The following is a 16,239-nucleotide window of genomic DNA, read 5'->3' on the forward strand; positions in this document are numbered from 1 at the left end:
GTTTTACTCTTCAGCGGTTGTCACCGAGAAGGCGGTCGTAAATGGCGCCGATGGCGTTTGCTTCCCTCTCCAGCGCAAAATTCGCCCGGACATGGCGCAGCGCATTCTCGCCATGGGCAATCGCCAGCGCGGGATCTGCGATATAGGGGGCTATGGCCCGCGTCAGCGCCTCGCCGTTGCCGGCGGCGACGACCGAGCCGGTCTCTCCTTCGGCGATGAGTTCTGCATAGGCGCCGGCGTCGGATGCCACCACCGCCGTTCGCGAAGCCATGGCTTCGAGCGGCGTCAGGCCGAAGCCCTCGTTGCGGGAGGGGGCGACGTAGAGTGTCAGGCGGCGATACCAGACCTTGATATCGGGCACTTCGCCGAGGAAGAGAATGCGGTCGCCGAGGCCGGCGGCCGCGACATCGGCCTTGAGCTTGTCTGCGAAGGCCGTGTGCTCCGCCGTCACCCGGCCGGAAACAACAGCCGTCCATTCCGGGTGCTGCGGCAAGAGCTCGATCATCGCCTTGACGAAAAGATCGGTGCCCTTCTGGTGGCGCACGCGGCCGAAACAGCCGACGAGATAGCGGCCGGGCAGGCCGGTGGCGGCAATACCGTCTTCCGCCGTTTCCGGCGGATGGAACAGGCTAAGATCGACGCCGTGCTGGATGACCGTGTGCGGCACCTCGAGGAACGAGCCGGAGCGGTCGCTGGTCGCAATGACAGCGTCCATGCGGCGGATCAGCCATTTCGTATAGGCGGTGTGGCGGCGTTGCGCCGCCGATGTGAAGACGAGTTTCAGCGGCATGCGCAGCAGATGGCGAAGCAGGATGCCGACGGCCATCTCATTGTTGCGGCGGGCGTGCCAGACACGCCGGCGCCGGCGCGCCGGCGGGCGCCAGAGACCAGGGAGCTGCGACCATCGCAGCTTCGGCAGACCCTCCGGCAGGCCGGGGCCGAGGGTTGCAATCCTGACACCGAGCCGAATCTGGCAGGGGATGAGCTGGACGATGGTCGACGTGACGCCGGAGAGCCGGCGCTTGAAATTGGGCGCGATGATCTCGACGTCACGCATATCAGGCAAGGGAGGGGTCTCGTCTGTGGCGGGCGATCAGCCCCAGGAAACCTGGAGAATTTCGTAGGCCTTGGAGCCGCCGGGCGCATTGACCTCGATGGAATCGCCGACTTCCTTGCCGATCAGCGCACGCGCGATCGGGGAGGAGATGGAGATGCGGCCGGCCTTGACGTCGGCTTCCTGGTCGCCGACGATCTGATAGGTCTTTTCTTCCTCGGTGTCCTCGTCGACGAGCTTCACCTTGGCGCCGAACTTGATCTTGTCGCCCGACATCTTGGTGAGGTCGATGACCTCGGCGCGCGCCGTCAGATCTTCCAGTTCGCTGATGCGGCCTTCATTGTGGCTCTGGGCTTCCTTGGCGGCGTGATATTCGGCGTTTTCGGAAAGGTCGCCATGAGCACGGGCTTCGGCGATCGCCTCGATGATTCGCGGGCGCTCCTCCTGCTGACGCCAGCGCAGCTCTTCCTGCAGCTTGACGAAACCACCCTGTGTCATCGGTACCTTATCAACCATTTTTCTGTCCTTCACTCCCTGTGGCCGCCGTCCCCGCTTCACGCAGACAGGCACACACAAAAGAAAACAGGTCCCGAAGGGGAGCTTCGGAACCGTGCCACAATACTAGTTAAGTGCTTATAGCAGATCGCCAAGGCCGATTTCCAGAAAATTCGCATGAACGAAATGCAGGCCGCCGCGACAGCCGGTGCCCCGCCGTAAAAACGCGGCCAAAGCGGAATTGCCGTCATTGACTTTACGCGCAAGAACATATAGTGAACATACTAATGAAGAAGTCGCTAACAGAACGCTTGGCCATCCTTTCCGACGCCGCCAAATATGATGCTTCCTGCGCCTCCAGCGGCACGGTGAAACGCGATTCGGGAACAAGCGGCGGGCTCGGTTCGACCGAGGGATCCGGCATCTGTCATGCCTATGCGCCGGACGGGCGGTGCATTTCGCTTCTGAAAATACTGTTGACCAATTTCTGCATCTACGACTGTGCCTATTGCGTCAACCGCTCGTCGAGCAATGTCGAGCGGGCGCGCTTCACGCCCGAGGAAGTCATCTGGCTGACGCTGGAATTTTATCGCCGCAACTATATCGAGGGCCTGTTCCTTTCCTCCGGCATTATCCGCTCGTCCGATTACACGATGGAAGAGATGGTCCGCATCGTCCGCGAACTGCGCGTGACCCATAATTTTCGCGGTTATATCCATCTGAAATCGATCCCCGAGGCGTCGCCGCGGCTGATCGAGGAGGCGGGGCTGTTTGCCGACCGGCTGTCGCTCAATATCGAACTGCCGACGGATAACGGCATCAGCCGCTTTGCGCCGGAAAAGAAACCCGCCAATATCCGCCGATCGATGGGCGATCTGAGGCTGAAGATCGAGGCCGCCGGCGAGCCGACGCTGCGCACGAGGAAGCGCCAGCGCTTCGTGCCGGCTGGCCAGAGCACGCAAATGATCGTCGGCGCCGACGGCGCGAATGATGCGACGATCCTTGCGACCAGCGGCCGGCTTTACAGCAGCTACGGCCTGAAGCGCGTCTATTATTCGGCCTTCAGCCCGATCCCGGATTCGTCGAAGAACCTGCCGCTGATCAAGCCGCCGCTGATGCGCGAACACCGGCTCTATCAGGCCGACTGGCTCTATCGGTTCTATGGTTTCGGCATCGACGAGATCACCGCCAATCAGGCAGGGGGCATGCTCGATCTGAACCTCGACCCGAAGCTTGCCTGGGCGCTCGCCAACCGGGCCGAATTCCCCGTCGATATCAACAAGGCCGAACGTGAACGCTTGCTGCGCGTGCCCGGTCTCGGCACCAAGACCGTCAAAGCCATTGTTTCGGCCCGCCGCTTTCGCCGCCTGCGGCTCGACGATCTCTCGCGGCTCGGCATCTCGCTCAAGAGGGTGCAATCCTTCATCTCCGCGGAAGGCTGGTCACCGCGCCGGCTGATCGACAGGCCGGGTCTTCGTGCCATGTTCGAGCCGAAACCCGAACAATTGTCGTTGCTATGATGCGCCGGGTCGTGCTTGCAGGACGCGGCGATCTTGCCGAGTGGCGTGATGCCGCACGCGCCTTTGCTGCTGCCGGCATATTGCCCGAGGAGATCGACTGGCGCGAAAAGAACGCAGAGGCTGATCTTGCGTTCCAACGCGACGCCATGCCGCCCGCCCCTGTGACACGAAAGCCGATGACGGTGCCGCCGGCCTTTATCGAGCTTGCGGAGACGGTGCTTTGCCATTCCGACCCGGCGCGCTTCTCCCTGCTTTACCGCCTGCTCTGGCGACTGCAGCTGGACCGGCAACTGCTGGAGGTGGCCTCCGACGAGGATGTCGTGCGTGCTCGGCTGATGGCGAAGAATGTCCGGCGCGACGCCCACAAGATGACGGCCTTCGTCCGGTTCAAAGAGGTTGGTGCGGCAGCGGCGGGCCGTCGAAAATTCATCGCCTGGTTCGAGCCGGACCATCATATCGTCAGGCGGACCGCGCCTTTCTTCCAGCGCCGTTTCACCGATATGGACTGGCTGATCGCCACGCCCAAGGGGTCGGCGGGCTGGGACGGCAAACGGCTGACGATGAACGACGCGCCGTGCGAGAAGCCCAATCTCACCGATGCCACCGACGATCTCTGGCGCATCTATTATGCCAGCATCTTCAATCCGGCGCGGCTGAAGCTGAAGGCGATGCAGGCGGAAATGCCGAAAAAATACTGGAAGAACCTGCCGGAGGCCGATCTCATCCCGGGTCTGATCGCCGCTGCGGAAAGCCAGGTGCGGGCCATGGCCGCGCGCGAGGCGACGCAATCGCTGCCTTTTCACGACCGGCTGCAGGAGGCGGCGCGCAATATCCCTGCCGAACCCGAGGCGCCGGCCGGCACGCTCGAAGCCCTGCGCGCTGAAGCCGCCGTCTGCACCCGCTGTCCGCTGCATGCCAAGGCGACGCAGACCGTCTTCGGCGAGGGGCCGCGCGATGCGGCGGTGATGTTCGTCGGCGAGCAGCCGGGTGATCAGGAGGATATTTCAGGACGCCCCTTCGTCGGTCCGGCCGGCAAGCTGCTCGATCAGGTCATTGCCGAAGCCGGCATCGACCGCTCGGCGCTCTATGTCACCAATGCGGTCAAGCACTTCAAATATGAGCCGCGCGGCAAACGCCGGATCCATCAGAAGCCCAATATGGGCGAGGTGAAACATTGCCGCTGGTGGCTCGATCGGGAACTGGCGCTCATCAAGCCGAAGCTGATCGTCGCCATGGGGGCGACGGCGCTTGCGGCGCTGACCGATGTGAAGGAACGCCTGCAGGACGTCAGGGGAAAGGCGATGGCGATCGAAGGAGGACGCACGCTCTTTGTGACGGTGCATCCATCCTATCTGCTGCGGATTCCCGACGAGCGGCTGAAGGCGCAGGAGATGGCGCGGTTTCGTCAGGATATGTTGGAGATTCAGCGGCTTATGGCGTCAGCCGGATAAAGTGATTCCGCTTGAAGCAGCGTCACCGCTCATCGAGCGGTGACGTTGTTCTTTGTTTTTTGGGTAATTCCGTAGGAAAAACCGCGGGCGCGCTTTTTGATGCGATTGCTCCAATCTCAGGCGAAGTAGCTCTGCAGCGGCCGGACTTCCAGATTGCCGGCCTTCAGCGCTTTGATCGCCTGGGCGGCGGCTTCGGCGCCTGCCATGGTGGTGTAATAGGGCACCTTCTGCATCAGCGTCGCGCGGCGCAGCGATTTCGAATCCGAGATCGCCTTGTTGCCGTCGGTGGTGTTGATGACGAGCTGGACCTGGCGGTTGCGGATCGCGTCCTCGATATGCGGACGGCCTTCGAGCACCTTGTTGATCTTGGTGGCGGTGATGCCGTTTTCGCCGAGGAAGCGGGCGGTGCCGCCGGTTGCCAGCACCTTGAAGCCCTGTTCGACGAGAATGCGGATCGCCGGCAGCACACGCGCCTTGTCCTCGTCGCGGACGGAGACGAAGACGGTTCCGTCACGCGGCAGCTCGACGCCGGCGCCGAGCTGCGACTTGGCAAAGGCCAGCGCGAAATCGGTATCGAGGCCGATGACTTCGCCGGTCGAGCGCATTTCCGGGCCGAGCAGCGTGTCGACGCCGGGGAAGCGGGCGAAGGGGAAGACGGCTTCCTTGACGGCGATATGCGTGAGTTTGCGCGGATCGGGCTTCTGGCCGTAGGCGGCGAAGGTCGCATCGAGTTTTTCGCCGGCCATCACGCGGGCGGCGATCTTGGCGATCGGCGCGCCGATGGTCTTGGCGACGAAAGGCACGGTGCGCGAAGCGCGCGGATTGACTTCGAGAACGTAGACGGTGCCGTCCTTGATGGCGAACTGGACGTTCATCAGGCCGCCGACATTGAGCGCCTTGGCCATCGCCTTTGCCTGGCGCTCCAGCTCGTCGAGCAGTTCGACGGGCAGCGAGCGCGGCGGCAGCGAGCAGGCGCTGTCGCCGGAATGGATGCCGGCTTCCTCGATATGCTCCATGATGCCGGCGACATAGACGTCGGTTCCATCAGAGAGGCAGTCGACATCGACTTCGATGGCATGGCTGAGATAGCTGTCGAAGAGCAGCGGGTTCTTGCCGAGCAGGGTGTTGATCTGGCCGGTCTTGTCGTTGGGATAACGCTGCTTGATGTCTTCGGGCACCAGTTCCGGAACCGTGTCGAGCAGGTAGGTCTGCAGCTGGCCTTCCGAATGCAGGATCTGCATGGCGCGGCCGCCGAGCACGTAGGACGGGCGCACGACCAGCGGGAAGCCGATTTCGGCGGCGACCAGGCGGGCCTGCTCGACCGAATAGGCGATGCCGTTGTTCGGCTGGTTGAGATCGAGCTTCATCAGAAGCTTCTGGAAGCGGTCGCGGTCCTCGGCAAGGTCGATCATATCGGGCGCGGTGCCGAGGATCGGAATGCCGTTCTTTTCGAGCGCCTCGGCAAGCTTCAGCGGCGTCTGGCCGCCGAACTGGACGATGACGCCGACGACTTCGCCCTTTTCCTGCTCGGCGCGCAGGATTTCGATCACGTCTTCCGCCGTCAGTGGCTCGAAATAGAGGCGGTCGGACGTGTCGTAGTCGGTCGAGACGGTTTCCGGGTTACAGTTGATCATGATCGCTTCATAGCCCGCATCCTTCAGCGCGAAGGCAGCATGGCAGCAGCAATAATCGAACTCGATGCCCTGGCCGATGCGGTTGGGGCCGCCGCCGAGGATGACGACCTTCTTGCGGTCGGATACTTCGGCCTCGGAGCGGGCGGCGCCGACGAAGGGCGTTTCATAGGTGGAATACATGTAGGCGGTCGGCGAGGCGAATTCGGCCGCACAAGTATCGATGCGCTTGAAAACAGGGCGGACGTTCAGGCCGTTGCGGAGTTCGGCGACCTGCTTGGGGCGCTTGCCGGTGAGCGTCGCCAGACGGGCGTCGGAAAAGCCCATGGCCTTGAGCATGCGCAGGTTGGCGGCATCTTCAGGCAGGCCATGCTCGCGGATGCGGGCCTCCATGTCGACGATGTTCTTGAGTTCGGCGATGAACCAGGGATCGATCTTGCAGCCCTCATGCACCTCTTCGATGCTGAGGCCCATGCGCAGCGCCTGGGCGACCATGCGCAGGCGATCCGGAGTCGGCGTGCCGATCGCAGCGCGGATCGCGTTATGGCTGGATTCGCCTTCCTCGGAATCGGGGATTTCGATTTCGTCGAGGCCGGTCAGGCCGGTTTCGAGGCCGCGCAGCGCCTTCTGCAGCGATTCGGCGAAGGTGCGGCCGATCGCCATGACTTCGCCGACGGATTTCATCGCCGTCGTCAGCACCGGTGAGGCGCCGGGGAATTTCTCGAAGGCGAAACGCGGGATCTTGGTGACGACATAGTCGATCGACGGCTCGAAGGAGGCAGGCGTCGCGCCGCCGGTGATGTCGTTGTCCAGCTCGTCGAGCGTATAGCCGATGGCGAGTTTGGCGGCGACCTTGGCGATCGGGAAGCCGGTGGCCTTGGAAGCCAGCGCCGAAGAGCGCGAGACGCGCGGGTTCATTTCGATGACGACCAGGCGGCCGTCCTTGGGATTGACGGCGAACTGGACGTTCGAGCCGCCGGTCTCGACGCCGATCTCGCGCAATACCGCGATCGAGGCGTTGCGCATGATCTGGTATTCTTTGTCGGTCAGCGTCAGCGCCGGAGCGACGGTGATCGAATCGCCGGTGTGGACGCCCATCGGGTCGATGTTCTCGATCGAGCAGATGATGATGCAGTTGTCCGCCGTGTCGCGGACGACCTCCATCTCATACTCCTTCCAGCCGAGCACCGATTCTTCGATCAGCACTTCGGTCGTCGGCGAGGCATCGAGGCCGCCGCCGACGATTTCGAAGAATTCCGAGCGGTTGTAGGCAATGCCGCCGCCGGTGCCGCCGAGCGTGAAGGACGGGCGGATGATGGCGGGCAGGCCGACATGATCGAGCGCCTGGGCGGCAATCGCCACGGCGTGGTTCATGTAGCGCTGCTTGCGATCGCTCTCGCCGAGGTTCCACTGGTTTTCCAGTTCGTCCAGCGCCTTGTCGAGGTCGGGGCCGGAGAGGCTTTCGCGCAGCTTGCTGCGCTCGGCCTCGTGCGTCTTGCGGTCGAGGTCCTTGATGTCGGTGGCGTTCGCCAGCATCGAGCGCGGCGTTTCCAACCCGATGCGGACCATCGCCTCGCGGAACAGCGCGCGGTCCTCGGCCATGTCGATGGCGGCGGGCTTGGCGCCGATCATCTCGACATTGTAGCGGTCGAGCACGCCCATGCGCTTCAGCGAAAGCGCGGTATTCAAAGCCGTCTGGCCGCCCATGGTCGGCAGCAGGGCGTCCGGGCGCTCCTTGGCGATGATCTTGGCGACGACCTCGGGGGTGATCGGCTCGACGTAAGTGGCATCGGCAAGGCCCGGATCGGTCATGATCGTCGCCGGGTTGGAGTTGACGAGGATGACGCGGTAGCCTTCCTCCTTCAGCGCCTTGCAGGCCTGGGTGCCGGAATAGTCGAACTCGCAAGCCTGGCCAATGACGATCGGTCCCGCGCCGATGATGAGGATCGATTTGATGTCTTGGCGCTTCGGCATGGGCGATATCCATTATCTAGCTGCGCAAAAAACCGGCCAGGGTGGGAGATCACCGGGTCGGGTCGCGCATTGAGGTCTTTTCAGGCTAGAAGCGGCTTATAGGCAAATGTATTTGCAAACGGAACCCCATAAATCGCGGAATCGACAGGAATCCAATACGGCATGGAAGACTATTTTCGTCAGGCACGACCATCACCCCCCGATGAACTCGCTGGAATTCCAGCCGTCGACGGATATATAGATTCTTTAGGTGCAATCGCGGGCATTGCCGGGGAGAACGAAGATGGAATGGAGAGGCCGGCGTCAGTCCGACAATGTCGAGGATCGCCGCGGCGACCCGAGCAGCGGCGGTTTCGGCCGCGGCGGTGGCTTCAACTTTCCCTCCGGCGGCGGCGTTCGCCGCGCCGGCGGCGGCTTGAGCATCGGCACGATCATCTTCCTCGTCGTGATCTATTTCATCTTCAAGATGATGGGCGTCGATCTGCTGCAGGTGCTCGAAGGCGGCGGCATGTCGAGCGGTCCGGGCTACGAGCAGAGCGAGTCACAAGGCACGCGCACGCCCGCCAATGACGAGATGACCGCCTTCATGCGCACCGTGCTTGCCGAAACCGAGGATACCTGGACGGGCATCTTCCAGGCGCAGGGCCGGGATTACGAGGAGCCGCGCCTCGTGCTGTTTTCGGGCTCGACGGCATCGGCCTGCGGCTCCGCATCGGCGGCAACAGGCCCGTTCTACTGCCCCGGCGACCACAAGGTCTATCTCGACACGGATTTCTTCCAGGAACTCTCCGACCGTTTCGGCGCGTCCGGCGATTTCGCCGAGGCCTATGTCGTCGCCCACGAGGTCGGCCACCACGTGCAGAACCTGCTCGGCATCCTGCCGAAGTTCAACGAGGCCCGCCAGCGCATGAGCGAGGAGGAGGCCAACAAGATGTCGGTGCGCGTCGAGCTGCAGGCCGATTGCTTCGCCGGCATCTGGGGCAAATTTACCCAGCAGAAGGGTCTGCTGGAGTCGGGCGACCTCGAGGAAGCGCTGAACGCCGCCCAGCAAATCGGCGACGATACGCTGCAGAAACGGTCGCAGGGCTACGTCGTGCCCGAAAGTTTCAACCACGGCACCTCGCAACAGCGCGTCAGATGGTTCAAGCGCGGCTTCGACAGTGGCCAGCTGTCGGCTTGCGATACGTTCTCGGGGCCGGTTTGAGGGCTCCCTCTTCTCCCCAGCGGGGAGAAGGTGGCCCGAAGGGTCGGATGAGGGGGCCGCACGGCACTCCCTTCATGATTGCCCTTCGCTTGCGCTCAGCGCATTCGCGGCTCTGCCGCTCACCCCCTCATCTGCCTGCCGGCACTGACCGGGGTCGAGCCGCGGGTCTCGACCCGTCCTTCGGACCCCCGCTGGGGAGAAGGGAATCGTGGCAATCGCCGCGCCCGCCGGTTGAGACATCTTCTAAATTTCCCGTTCTGCATCATCAAAAACTTTGAAATGTTCACGGATTGTTTCGGTTTCTTTTCTGAGCTATGTCACTTTCTCGGCGACGAGATCGTCTTTTCAGAACCAACCGCTGTAGAGATGCCTCATGCTTGACCCCAAATTCGTGCGTCGCGGCCTTTTCCTGGTCTTCATCATCCTCTTCCTCGACATTATCGGCATCGCCATCATCATGCCGGTGCTGCCGGCCTATCTGGAGCAGCTGACCGGCGGCGGCGTCAGCGATGCGGCGATCGACGGCGGCTGGCTGATGCTCGTCTATGCCGGCATGCAATTCCTGTTTGCGCCGCTGCTCGGAAACCTCTCCGACCGGTTCGGCCGCCGGCCGATCCTTCTGCTTTCGGTGCTGACCTTTGCGATCGACAATTTCATCTGCGGCATTGCCACCAGCTTCTGGATGCTGTTTGTCGGCCGCGTGCTTGCCGGCATTAGCGGCGGCAGCTTCGCCACCTGCTCGGCCTATATCGCCGATATCAGCACGGAGGAGAACCGGGCGAAGAATTTCGGGCTGATCGGCATCGCCTTCGGCGTCGGCTTCACCATCGGCCCCGTTATCGGCGGTGTCCTCGGCGAATTTGGCCCGCGTGTGCCGTTCCTCGGCGCGGCAGCACTCTCGCTCGTCAATTTCATCGCCGCCTGCTTCCTGCTGCCGGAAACGCTGGAGGCTAGGAATCGCCGCCGCTTCGAATGGAAACGCGCCAATCCGCTCGGCGCCTTGCGGCAGATGCGCCATTATCCGGGCATCGGCTGGGTCAGCCTCGTCATGTTCCTGTTTTTTCTCGCGCATGCCGTCTATCCCTCGGTCTGGTCCTTCGTCTCGACCTATCGCTACGGCTGGAGCGAGGGGCAGATCGGCCTGTCGCTCGGCATTTACGGCATCGGTGCAGCGCTGGTGATGGGACTGGTATTGCCGCGTGTCGTGCCTCTGCTCGGCGAATGGAAGACAGCGCTTCTCGGCCTCTGTTTTTCGGCCGCAGGGCTTACCGGCTACGCCTTCGCCTGGGAGGGCTGGGTGGTCTATGTCGTGATCGTCGCGACCGTCATGGAAAACGTCGCCGATCCGCCGCTGCGCAGCATCGCCGCCGGCAAGGTGCCGCCCTCGGCGCAGGGCGAACTGCAGGGCGCGCTGACCAGCCTCAGCAGCATCACCACCATCGTCGGGCCGCTGATTTTCACGCAATTGTTCAGCTATTTCACCCGGCCCGAGGCGCCGGTCACCTTTGCCGGCGCGCCCTATCTGACCGCTGCCCTGTTCATCCTGGTGGCCGCCGGCGTGTTCCTCGTGCGGGTTCGAGCGCGCCAGCCGGCCGATGCGCTTGAGGCGGCGGGCTGATCAATCAGAAATGGTGATGCGATGATGAATTTTTCATCATCTGCCTGTTTTGGGGTAGTTCTTTGCGGGGCTTTCCTCTAAATCCCGATGATATTTCTCCGCCAATTGCGCGGCGAGGCATATTTCAATCACAGGACCAGGTGTCATGGACACGCCGATCGACGCGCGCAGGCTTGCGCCGACAACCGATAATCGTTGGGGCGCACATTTCCGTGCAACGCTGGCGCTCGGCATTCCGCTGATCGGTGCGCAGCTCGCCCAGCTCGGCATCAATACCACCGACGTGATGATCGTCGGCCGGCTCGGCGCCGAGCATCTGGCGGCGATGGTGCTTTCGGCGCAGTTCCTGTTCACGATCCTGATCTTCGGTTCGGGCTTTGCCATCGCCGTCATTCCGATGGTGGCGCAGGCCTATGGCCGCGGTGACGTCGTCTCCGTGCGCCGGGCGCTGCGCATGGGTCTCTGGGTGGTGATCGCATATTGGGTCGTCATGCAGCCCGCCTTCTTCAATTCGGAGCAGATCCTTCTCTTCGCGCAGCAGAAGCCCGAGGTGGCCAGGCTCGCCCATGGCTACATCATGATCGGCCAGTTCGGCGTGCTGCCGGCGCTGCTTTTCAATGTCATGCGTGCGCTGGTCAGCGCTATCGGCAAGGCGGGCATCATCCTCAATGTCACCATCGCCACGCTGGTGCTGAACGCGATCTTCGCCTATGCGCTGGTGCTCGGCCATTTTGGCCTTCCGGCGATGGGGCTCGAGGGCGCTGCGATCGTTTCGGTCGTCGTGCAGACGGCCGGCTTTCTCTTCCTTCTCGCCTTCGTGCAGAAGCGGGAAGAGACACGCCGCTACGAGATCTTCGTGCGGTTCTGGAAGCCCGACTGGCATGCGCTGCTGGAGGTCCTCCGGCTCGGTTTTCCGATCAGCGTCACCGTGCTTGCCGAGGTCAGCCTGTTCACGGTGGCATCGCTCCTGATGGGTTATATCGGCACCATAGAGCTCGCCGCTCACGGTATCGCCCTGCAATGGGCCTCGATCGCCTTCATGATCCCGCTCGGCCTCAGCCAGGCCGCGACGGTGCGCGTCGGCGTCGCGCACGGGCAGGGGGATTATCGCGGGCTGGTGCGGGCTTCGATCGTGGTGCTCATCCTTGCCTGCGCCATTTCTGCGGTGGGCTCGGTGCTCTTTGCCACCATGCCGCAATTTCTCGGCAGCTGGTTCCTCGACGTCAACTCGCCGGAGGCGCCCGCAGTGCTTGCCTATGCCGGGCCGCTGATCGTCGTCGCCGGGCTTTTCCAGCTCGTCGACGGGCTGCAGGTGGTTGCCAACGGATTGCTGCGCGGCCTGAAAGATGCGCGGGTGCCGATGATCATGGCGTTGATTGCCTATTGGCCGATCGGCTTCTTCCTCGCCTGGGCCTTTGCCTTCCCGCTGGGCTTCGGCGGCATCGGCATCTGGTTCGGCTTCCTCGTCGGGCTGGCGGCGGCTGCCGTCATGCTCTGCTGGCGCTTCTATCTTCTGCTTCGCCGGGAGGAGGCGACTTCAGGCGGCTGATCGGCCGTCTTTACCCTCAGGCCGCTACAGGCTTGTAACTGGCGATATCGGCTCGAATGCCGAGACGTGCGAACATTTCTTGCGGATCGAAATTTGCGGCCTTATGGGCGGCCGCCACGGCTATCCGCGCGCGTTCGACAACCTCGGTATTTTCCCATTCGGCAATCGTTACGAAATTGAATTCGCCGGGACCGGCGACCTGCTCCAATACCCTATGATCGATGAAACCTTCCTGCGCTTCCAGCAGCTTGTGGGTCATCATCACCTTGACGAGAAACTCCTCACGCGCCGCAGCCGGCACGACGAATTTGTCGACACGAAAGAAAGCTCCGCTCATCCATTTTCCCCTGCATCAGATGTCTGCCGGGAGTTTGTAATTCCTCAAGTACGGTTGAGGTCAACATGGAAGCGAAGACGTCCGGTCACTAACTTGGAATCGCGGGGCGACCACTTCCTGAAGCCGTCGTGTTCCAGAGTGACGGCATTACCTCTTAACCACTTATTGACTCACCCGCAGTTGAACAATAACTTGCTAATTTGGTCGTTGGGCTTGTCCTCACATGACGGATCAATCTCTTCAGCGTCGTCTCGCTGCCATCGTCGTTGCCGATGTGGTGGGATATTCACGCCTGATGGAGGCTGATGAAGTCGCAACGCTTGAAAACCTTAGGGAACTCCGTTCAGGCGTTATCGAGCCGGCCGTGATGCGCCACAACGGTCGCATCTTCAAGATCGTGGGCGACGGCTTCCTGATCGAATTCGGTAGCGCGGTGGATGCGGTCGAAGCAGCGCTGGAAATGCAACGGGCCAACACTACTGTCGAGGCTTCCGGAGATCGACAACTACTTTTGCGTGTAGGTGTCAATCTGGGAGATGTCATTGACGATGGTCCAGATGTCCTCGGCGACGGGGTCAATGTCGCGGCGCGCTTGGAGACGCAGGCCGCGCCGGGAGGTATCTGCATTTCAGCCGGCGTTCACGGCGAGATCGTCGGCAAGATCGGCGACCGGTTCTTCGACGCAGGCGAACGCTACCTGAAGAACCTGACCCGCCCTGTCCACGTGTGGCATTGGCCCGATGCGCTGCAGAGCATATTGCCGCTGCCCGACCGTCCCTCGATCGCTGTATTGCCGTTCACGAATATGAGTGGGGATGAAGCGGACGCGCCTTTCGTCGACGGCCTGACTGAAGACCTGATCACCGACCTTTCCCGTACGGCCGGCCTGTTCGTCATCGCGCGCAATTCCGTGTACGGCTACAAGGGCAAGCCGGTCAACGTAAAGCTGGTCGCTCAGGAACTCGGCGTCCGCTACGTTCTGGAGGGCAGCGCCAGACGCGCAATGGGCCGTGTCCGCATCAATGCCCAATTGATCGACGCGCTTGCCGGCGGGCACTTGTGGGCTGAAAGGTTCGACAGGACGGTGGAAGATGTTTTCGAATTGCAGGACGAAGTCAACGCCAAGATTGTCGAAGCCCTCGTCGGCCGGCTGACCATCCCGACGCCGCGCAATCGGCCGAAGAACTTTGAGGCGTACGATCTGTGTGTGCGCGCCCGCCTCCTGACGGAAGAGTCGCCGCAAACCGAGCGTGAGGCCTATATGCTGCTCCAGCGCGCGGTCAAGCTCGAGCCATCATATGCCGAGGCGCTCGGTCTGCTTGCCTATAACCGTTGGCTGGCCTGGACCCATTTCGGCGAGCCCGAAGATCCAAACCGTAAGATGGCGACGACATCAGCGCAGAAGGCGGTCGAGCTTGATCCCAACGATGCCGGATGCCGTTACGTCCTGGGGACTATTTTGGCCTATGAGCGGCGATGGGAGGAATCGGAGGCCGCCTTCGCCAAGGCCCTGGAACTGGACCCCAACCACGCCGACACCTGGGCCGCCATCTCTGACATCTCAGTGCTGGACGGCAGGGTTGCCGACGGACTGGCGCAGATCGAAAAAGCTCTGCGGCTCAATCCCCGTCCAGCCTGCTGGTATCTTTGTCATCTTGGACAGGCGCAATACGCCGCGCGTGACTATGAGGCGGCAAGCGCTACCCTGCGCAGGGAAGACACCTATCGTACCAACTCACGCAAATTCCTGGCTGCTACGCTTGCGCAGTTGGGCCACAGTGAGGAGGCGCGGCGAGAAGCAGAATTGTTCCTGATCGCCCACCCTCATTTCACGATCGGCCATTGGCTCAGCTCCCAGCCGCTGCGCGATGCATCTGTACGAGACCACTTTGTCGACGGCTTTCGAAAGGCAGGCCTGCCGGAGATGTGACAGCGGGTGGGAACAATCTCGACGCGTTCGAGGACTTGATCAACGGATATGCGCTGCGCGAAACGGCGGTCTGGATCGCAGTGCCAAGCTTCTTCAGACGCTCCACAAAACGCGTCAACCAGCCCGAGTCTCGCATGACTTTTCCGCTGGACCGCCTTGCATCATGGTGGCGATGAGCCCGTAGCCCAGAATGAAGACAGGATGCTTTGCGAAACATTTAAGCAGCTTCGTCGAGACATGAAGGCGACGACGCTTACTTCCGCTATCGGCGGCGCAAAGATGCCGTTACCTTGAAACTAGACAATGTCTGCTTTCCGGCAGGTGCAAGGTCTGCTCCAACGGCTGAAATGAGGGCGCGAGGCGGACGGTGTGATGGCTCCGAGTTACTCACCAACGGGTCTTTGACCCCAGACCGCCACTCCTCCGCCGCCAAACGACCAGAAGGTGGGATCGGAAAGCAGTCGCATTGACCTTGCAAACGTCGAGGGATCGATTGTTCCGGCGTCAAACATTCGCTCCCTCATCTGTTCGGCAGTGAGCTTAAAAAATTCAGCAACCGGGGATCCGCCCTGCAATATCGAATAATCGCCCTCGGCACCGACATTGGATAGGCCCATTCCCGCAATTGTTTTGGGGAGCGCCCTAGCCCAGAAGCAATCCCGTCCGGAGGCTTTGACGACTGTGTTCACCAAGGCGGTCATGAAGTCACTGTAGTCGGCGGAAGGTGATGCGTGGACTGGAAAAAAGTCGACTTCCTCCACCAGAAGCCATCCGCCGGGGCAAAGCGCTTCTACCATTCTTCGCAGCGCCTTCTCGGGGTCGGGGAGGTGATGGAGCAGCCATCTGGTATGGACAATGTCGAACCCCGTCTCAGGCAACGGATCATTCAGGATATCGTGCTGCAGCGTAACGAGGTTCGGCCGTCTGAGGTTGTCGAACAGGGCCGTGTTGATATCCGTCGCAACAACTTTGCCGGAAAGGCCGACCTTCTCGCTCAGCCAAAGGGCAATCGATCCGCCTCCGGCGCCGATCTCCAGACAACTCAGTCCGTCGCGGATGCCCAGAGCTGCGAAACGCCGCCGTGTGAAGGGGTCCAGATAGTGCTCCAGCAGTTCAAGTCGGCGTTTTGCCCTGTCCCAGGAATTGTCCAATGCATATCCGGGCATCGGTGTTCCTCCTTTGTTTCGCATGATTGCCGGCGTGCCGGCCAGCATTTTCACCGGGCTTTTTCCGAATCCTCAAAATGCCAAAGACGGCGTCATGAGCCTGATCGTTCTCAGAGTTTAACCCACTCCGGGTCCATTCTTGCCTCAGGCGGGATGCTGCATTTCGGGATAGGCTGTCGAGATGCGTGGCGATCGCGTCATAAAATGCTGTGGAGACTACAAAGCCAAAAACAGCCAACGCTCAGAACATGCTGAGCCAAACGGCAAAGGCAATCTACTTGCGCACTGGATCACGGCATTAAGCGCAGCC

At 61.8% G+C, this 16,239-nt stretch carries 11 protein-coding genes; 6 read left to right on the top strand and 5 right to left on the bottom strand.

Annotated elements, in window-relative coordinates; all coding sequences use genetic code 11:
• Positions 1-10 precede the first annotated feature (10 nt).
• Both AF337_RS38220 and greA read right to left on the bottom strand, forming a co-directional pair.
• Entirely contained in the window at positions 11-1,066 is a 1,056-nt protein-coding gene (locus tag AF337_RS38220) for a glycosyltransferase family 4 protein (protein WP_082336914.1), read from the bottom strand.
• Positions 1,067-1,093: 27 nt separating this feature from the next.
• Positions 1,094-1,570 carry a transcription elongation factor GreA gene (gene greA / locus AF337_RS38225; RefSeq protein WP_049736238.1) on the bottom strand — a complete coding sequence of 159 codons (477 nt, stop codon included), beginning with the start codon at positions 1,568-1,570 and terminating at the stop codon, positions 1,094-1,096.
• 266 nt (positions 1,571-1,836) lie between these two features.
• Here greA and AF337_RS38230 point away from each other — a divergent pair, with 266 nt between their 5' ends.
• Together AF337_RS38230 and AF337_RS38235 are read left to right on the top strand one after the other, a co-directional pair.
• A complete protein-coding gene (locus tag AF337_RS38230; RefSeq protein ID WP_049736239.1) occupies positions 1,837-3,069 on the top strand; it encodes a putative DNA modification/repair radical SAM protein in 1,233 nt (410 codons plus the stop codon).
• Positions 3,069-4,520 (top strand): UdgX family uracil-DNA binding protein, encoded by a 1,452-nt coding sequence (locus AF337_RS38235; protein WP_049736296.1) that lies wholly within the window; start codon positions 3,069-3,071, stop codon positions 4,518-4,520. The genes AF337_RS38230 and AF337_RS38235 overlap by 1 nt, the downstream gene beginning before the upstream one ends.
• 116 nt (positions 4,521-4,636) lie before the next feature.
• Here AF337_RS38235 and carB read toward each other — a convergent pair whose 3' ends face one another.
• Positions 4,637-8,125, bottom strand: a complete 3,489-nt coding sequence (gene carB / locus AF337_RS38240; protein ID WP_049736240.1) for a carbamoyl-phosphate synthase large subunit — start codon at positions 8,123-8,125, stop codon at positions 4,637-4,639.
• Positions 8,126-8,408: 283 nt separating this feature from the next.
• On the opposite strand from carB, the gene ypfJ reads away from it, so the two are divergent.
• The 3 genes from ypfJ (at position 8,409) to AF337_RS38255 (ending at position 12,496) form a co-directional block, all read left to right on the top strand.
• On the top strand, positions 8,409-9,329 hold the full coding sequence (ypfJ, locus tag AF337_RS38245; protein ID WP_049736241.1) for a KPN_02809 family neutral zinc metallopeptidase: 921 nt from the start codon (positions 8,409-8,411) through the stop codon (positions 9,327-9,329).
• 373 nt (positions 9,330-9,702) lie between these two features.
• The gene (locus AF337_RS38250; protein WP_049736242.1) at positions 9,703-10,947 is read left to right on the top strand and encodes a TCR/Tet family MFS transporter; all 1,245 of its coding nucleotides are present in this window, start codon (positions 9,703-9,705) and stop codon (positions 10,945-10,947) included.
• A gap of 145 nt (positions 10,948-11,092) precedes the next feature.
• Positions 11,093-12,496 carry an MATE family efflux transporter gene (locus AF337_RS38255; protein WP_049736243.1) on the top strand — a complete coding sequence of 468 codons (1,404 nt, stop codon included), beginning with the start codon at positions 11,093-11,095 and terminating at the stop codon, positions 12,494-12,496.
• Between the two features lie 16 nt (positions 12,497-12,512).
• Here the strand turns inward: AF337_RS38255 and AF337_RS38260 are convergent, their stop codons facing one another.
• Positions 12,513-12,833, bottom strand: coding sequence for an antibiotic biosynthesis monooxygenase family protein (locus tag AF337_RS38260; protein WP_049736244.1), 321 nt, complete (start codon positions 12,831-12,833; stop codon positions 12,513-12,515).
• Positions 12,834-13,056: 223 nt separating this feature from the next.
• Between AF337_RS38260 and AF337_RS38265 the strand changes: the two genes are divergently transcribed.
• Positions 13,057-14,763: an adenylate/guanylate cyclase domain-containing protein gene (locus tag AF337_RS38265; protein ID WP_049736245.1), complete on the top strand. Its 1,707-nt coding sequence runs from the start codon at positions 13,057-13,059 to the stop codon at positions 14,761-14,763.
• A 383-nt stretch (positions 14,764-15,146) separates the two neighbouring features.
• Here AF337_RS38265 and AF337_RS38275 read toward each other — a convergent pair whose 3' ends face one another.
• The gene (locus AF337_RS38275) at positions 15,147-15,977 is read right to left on the bottom strand and encodes a class I SAM-dependent methyltransferase (RefSeq protein WP_082336915.1); all 831 of its coding nucleotides are present in this window, start codon (positions 15,975-15,977) and stop codon (positions 15,147-15,149) included.
• Positions 15,978-16,239 lie beyond the last annotated feature (262 nt).

The organism is Rhizobium ecuadorense, from assembly GCF_001187535.1.
Taxonomy (GTDB): Bacteria; Pseudomonadota; Alphaproteobacteria; order Rhizobiales; family Rhizobiaceae; genus Rhizobium; species Rhizobium ecuadorense.

Bases quoted from the DNA above. Each gene is read 5' to 3' on its own strand.
- AF337_RS38255 (WP_049736243.1), top strand. From the start codon at position 11,093: ATGGACACGCCGATCGACGCGCGCAGGCTTGCGCCGACAACCGATAAT.
- AF337_RS38265 (WP_049736245.1), top strand. From the start codon at position 13,057: ATGACGGATCAATCTCTTCAGCGTCGTCTCGCTGCCATCGTCGTTGCC.
- carB (WP_049736240.1), bottom strand. From the start codon at position 8,125: ATGCCGAAGCGCCAAGACATCAAATCGATCCTCATCATCGGCGCGGGA.
- AF337_RS38260 (WP_049736244.1), bottom strand. From the start codon at position 12,833: ATGAGCGGAGCTTTCTTTCGTGTCGACAAATTCGTCGTGCCGGCTGCG.
- AF337_RS38230 (WP_049736239.1), top strand. From the start codon at position 1,837: ATGAAGAAGTCGCTAACAGAACGCTTGGCCATCCTTTCCGACGCCGCC.
- AF337_RS38250 (WP_049736242.1), top strand. From the start codon at position 9,703: ATGCTTGACCCCAAATTCGTGCGTCGCGGCCTTTTCCTGGTCTTCATC.
- ypfJ (WP_049736241.1), top strand. From the start codon at position 8,409: ATGGAATGGAGAGGCCGGCGTCAGTCCGACAATGTCGAGGATCGCCGC.
- greA (WP_049736238.1), bottom strand. From the start codon at position 1,570: ATGGTTGATAAGGTACCGATGACACAGGGTGGTTTCGTCAAGCTGCAG.
- AF337_RS38235 (WP_049736296.1), top strand. From the start codon at position 3,069: ATGCGCCGGGTCGTGCTTGCAGGACGCGGCGATCTTGCCGAGTGGCGT.
- AF337_RS38275 (WP_082336915.1), bottom strand. From the start codon at position 15,977: ATGCTGGCCGGCACGCCGGCAATCATGCGAAACAAAGGAGGAACACCG.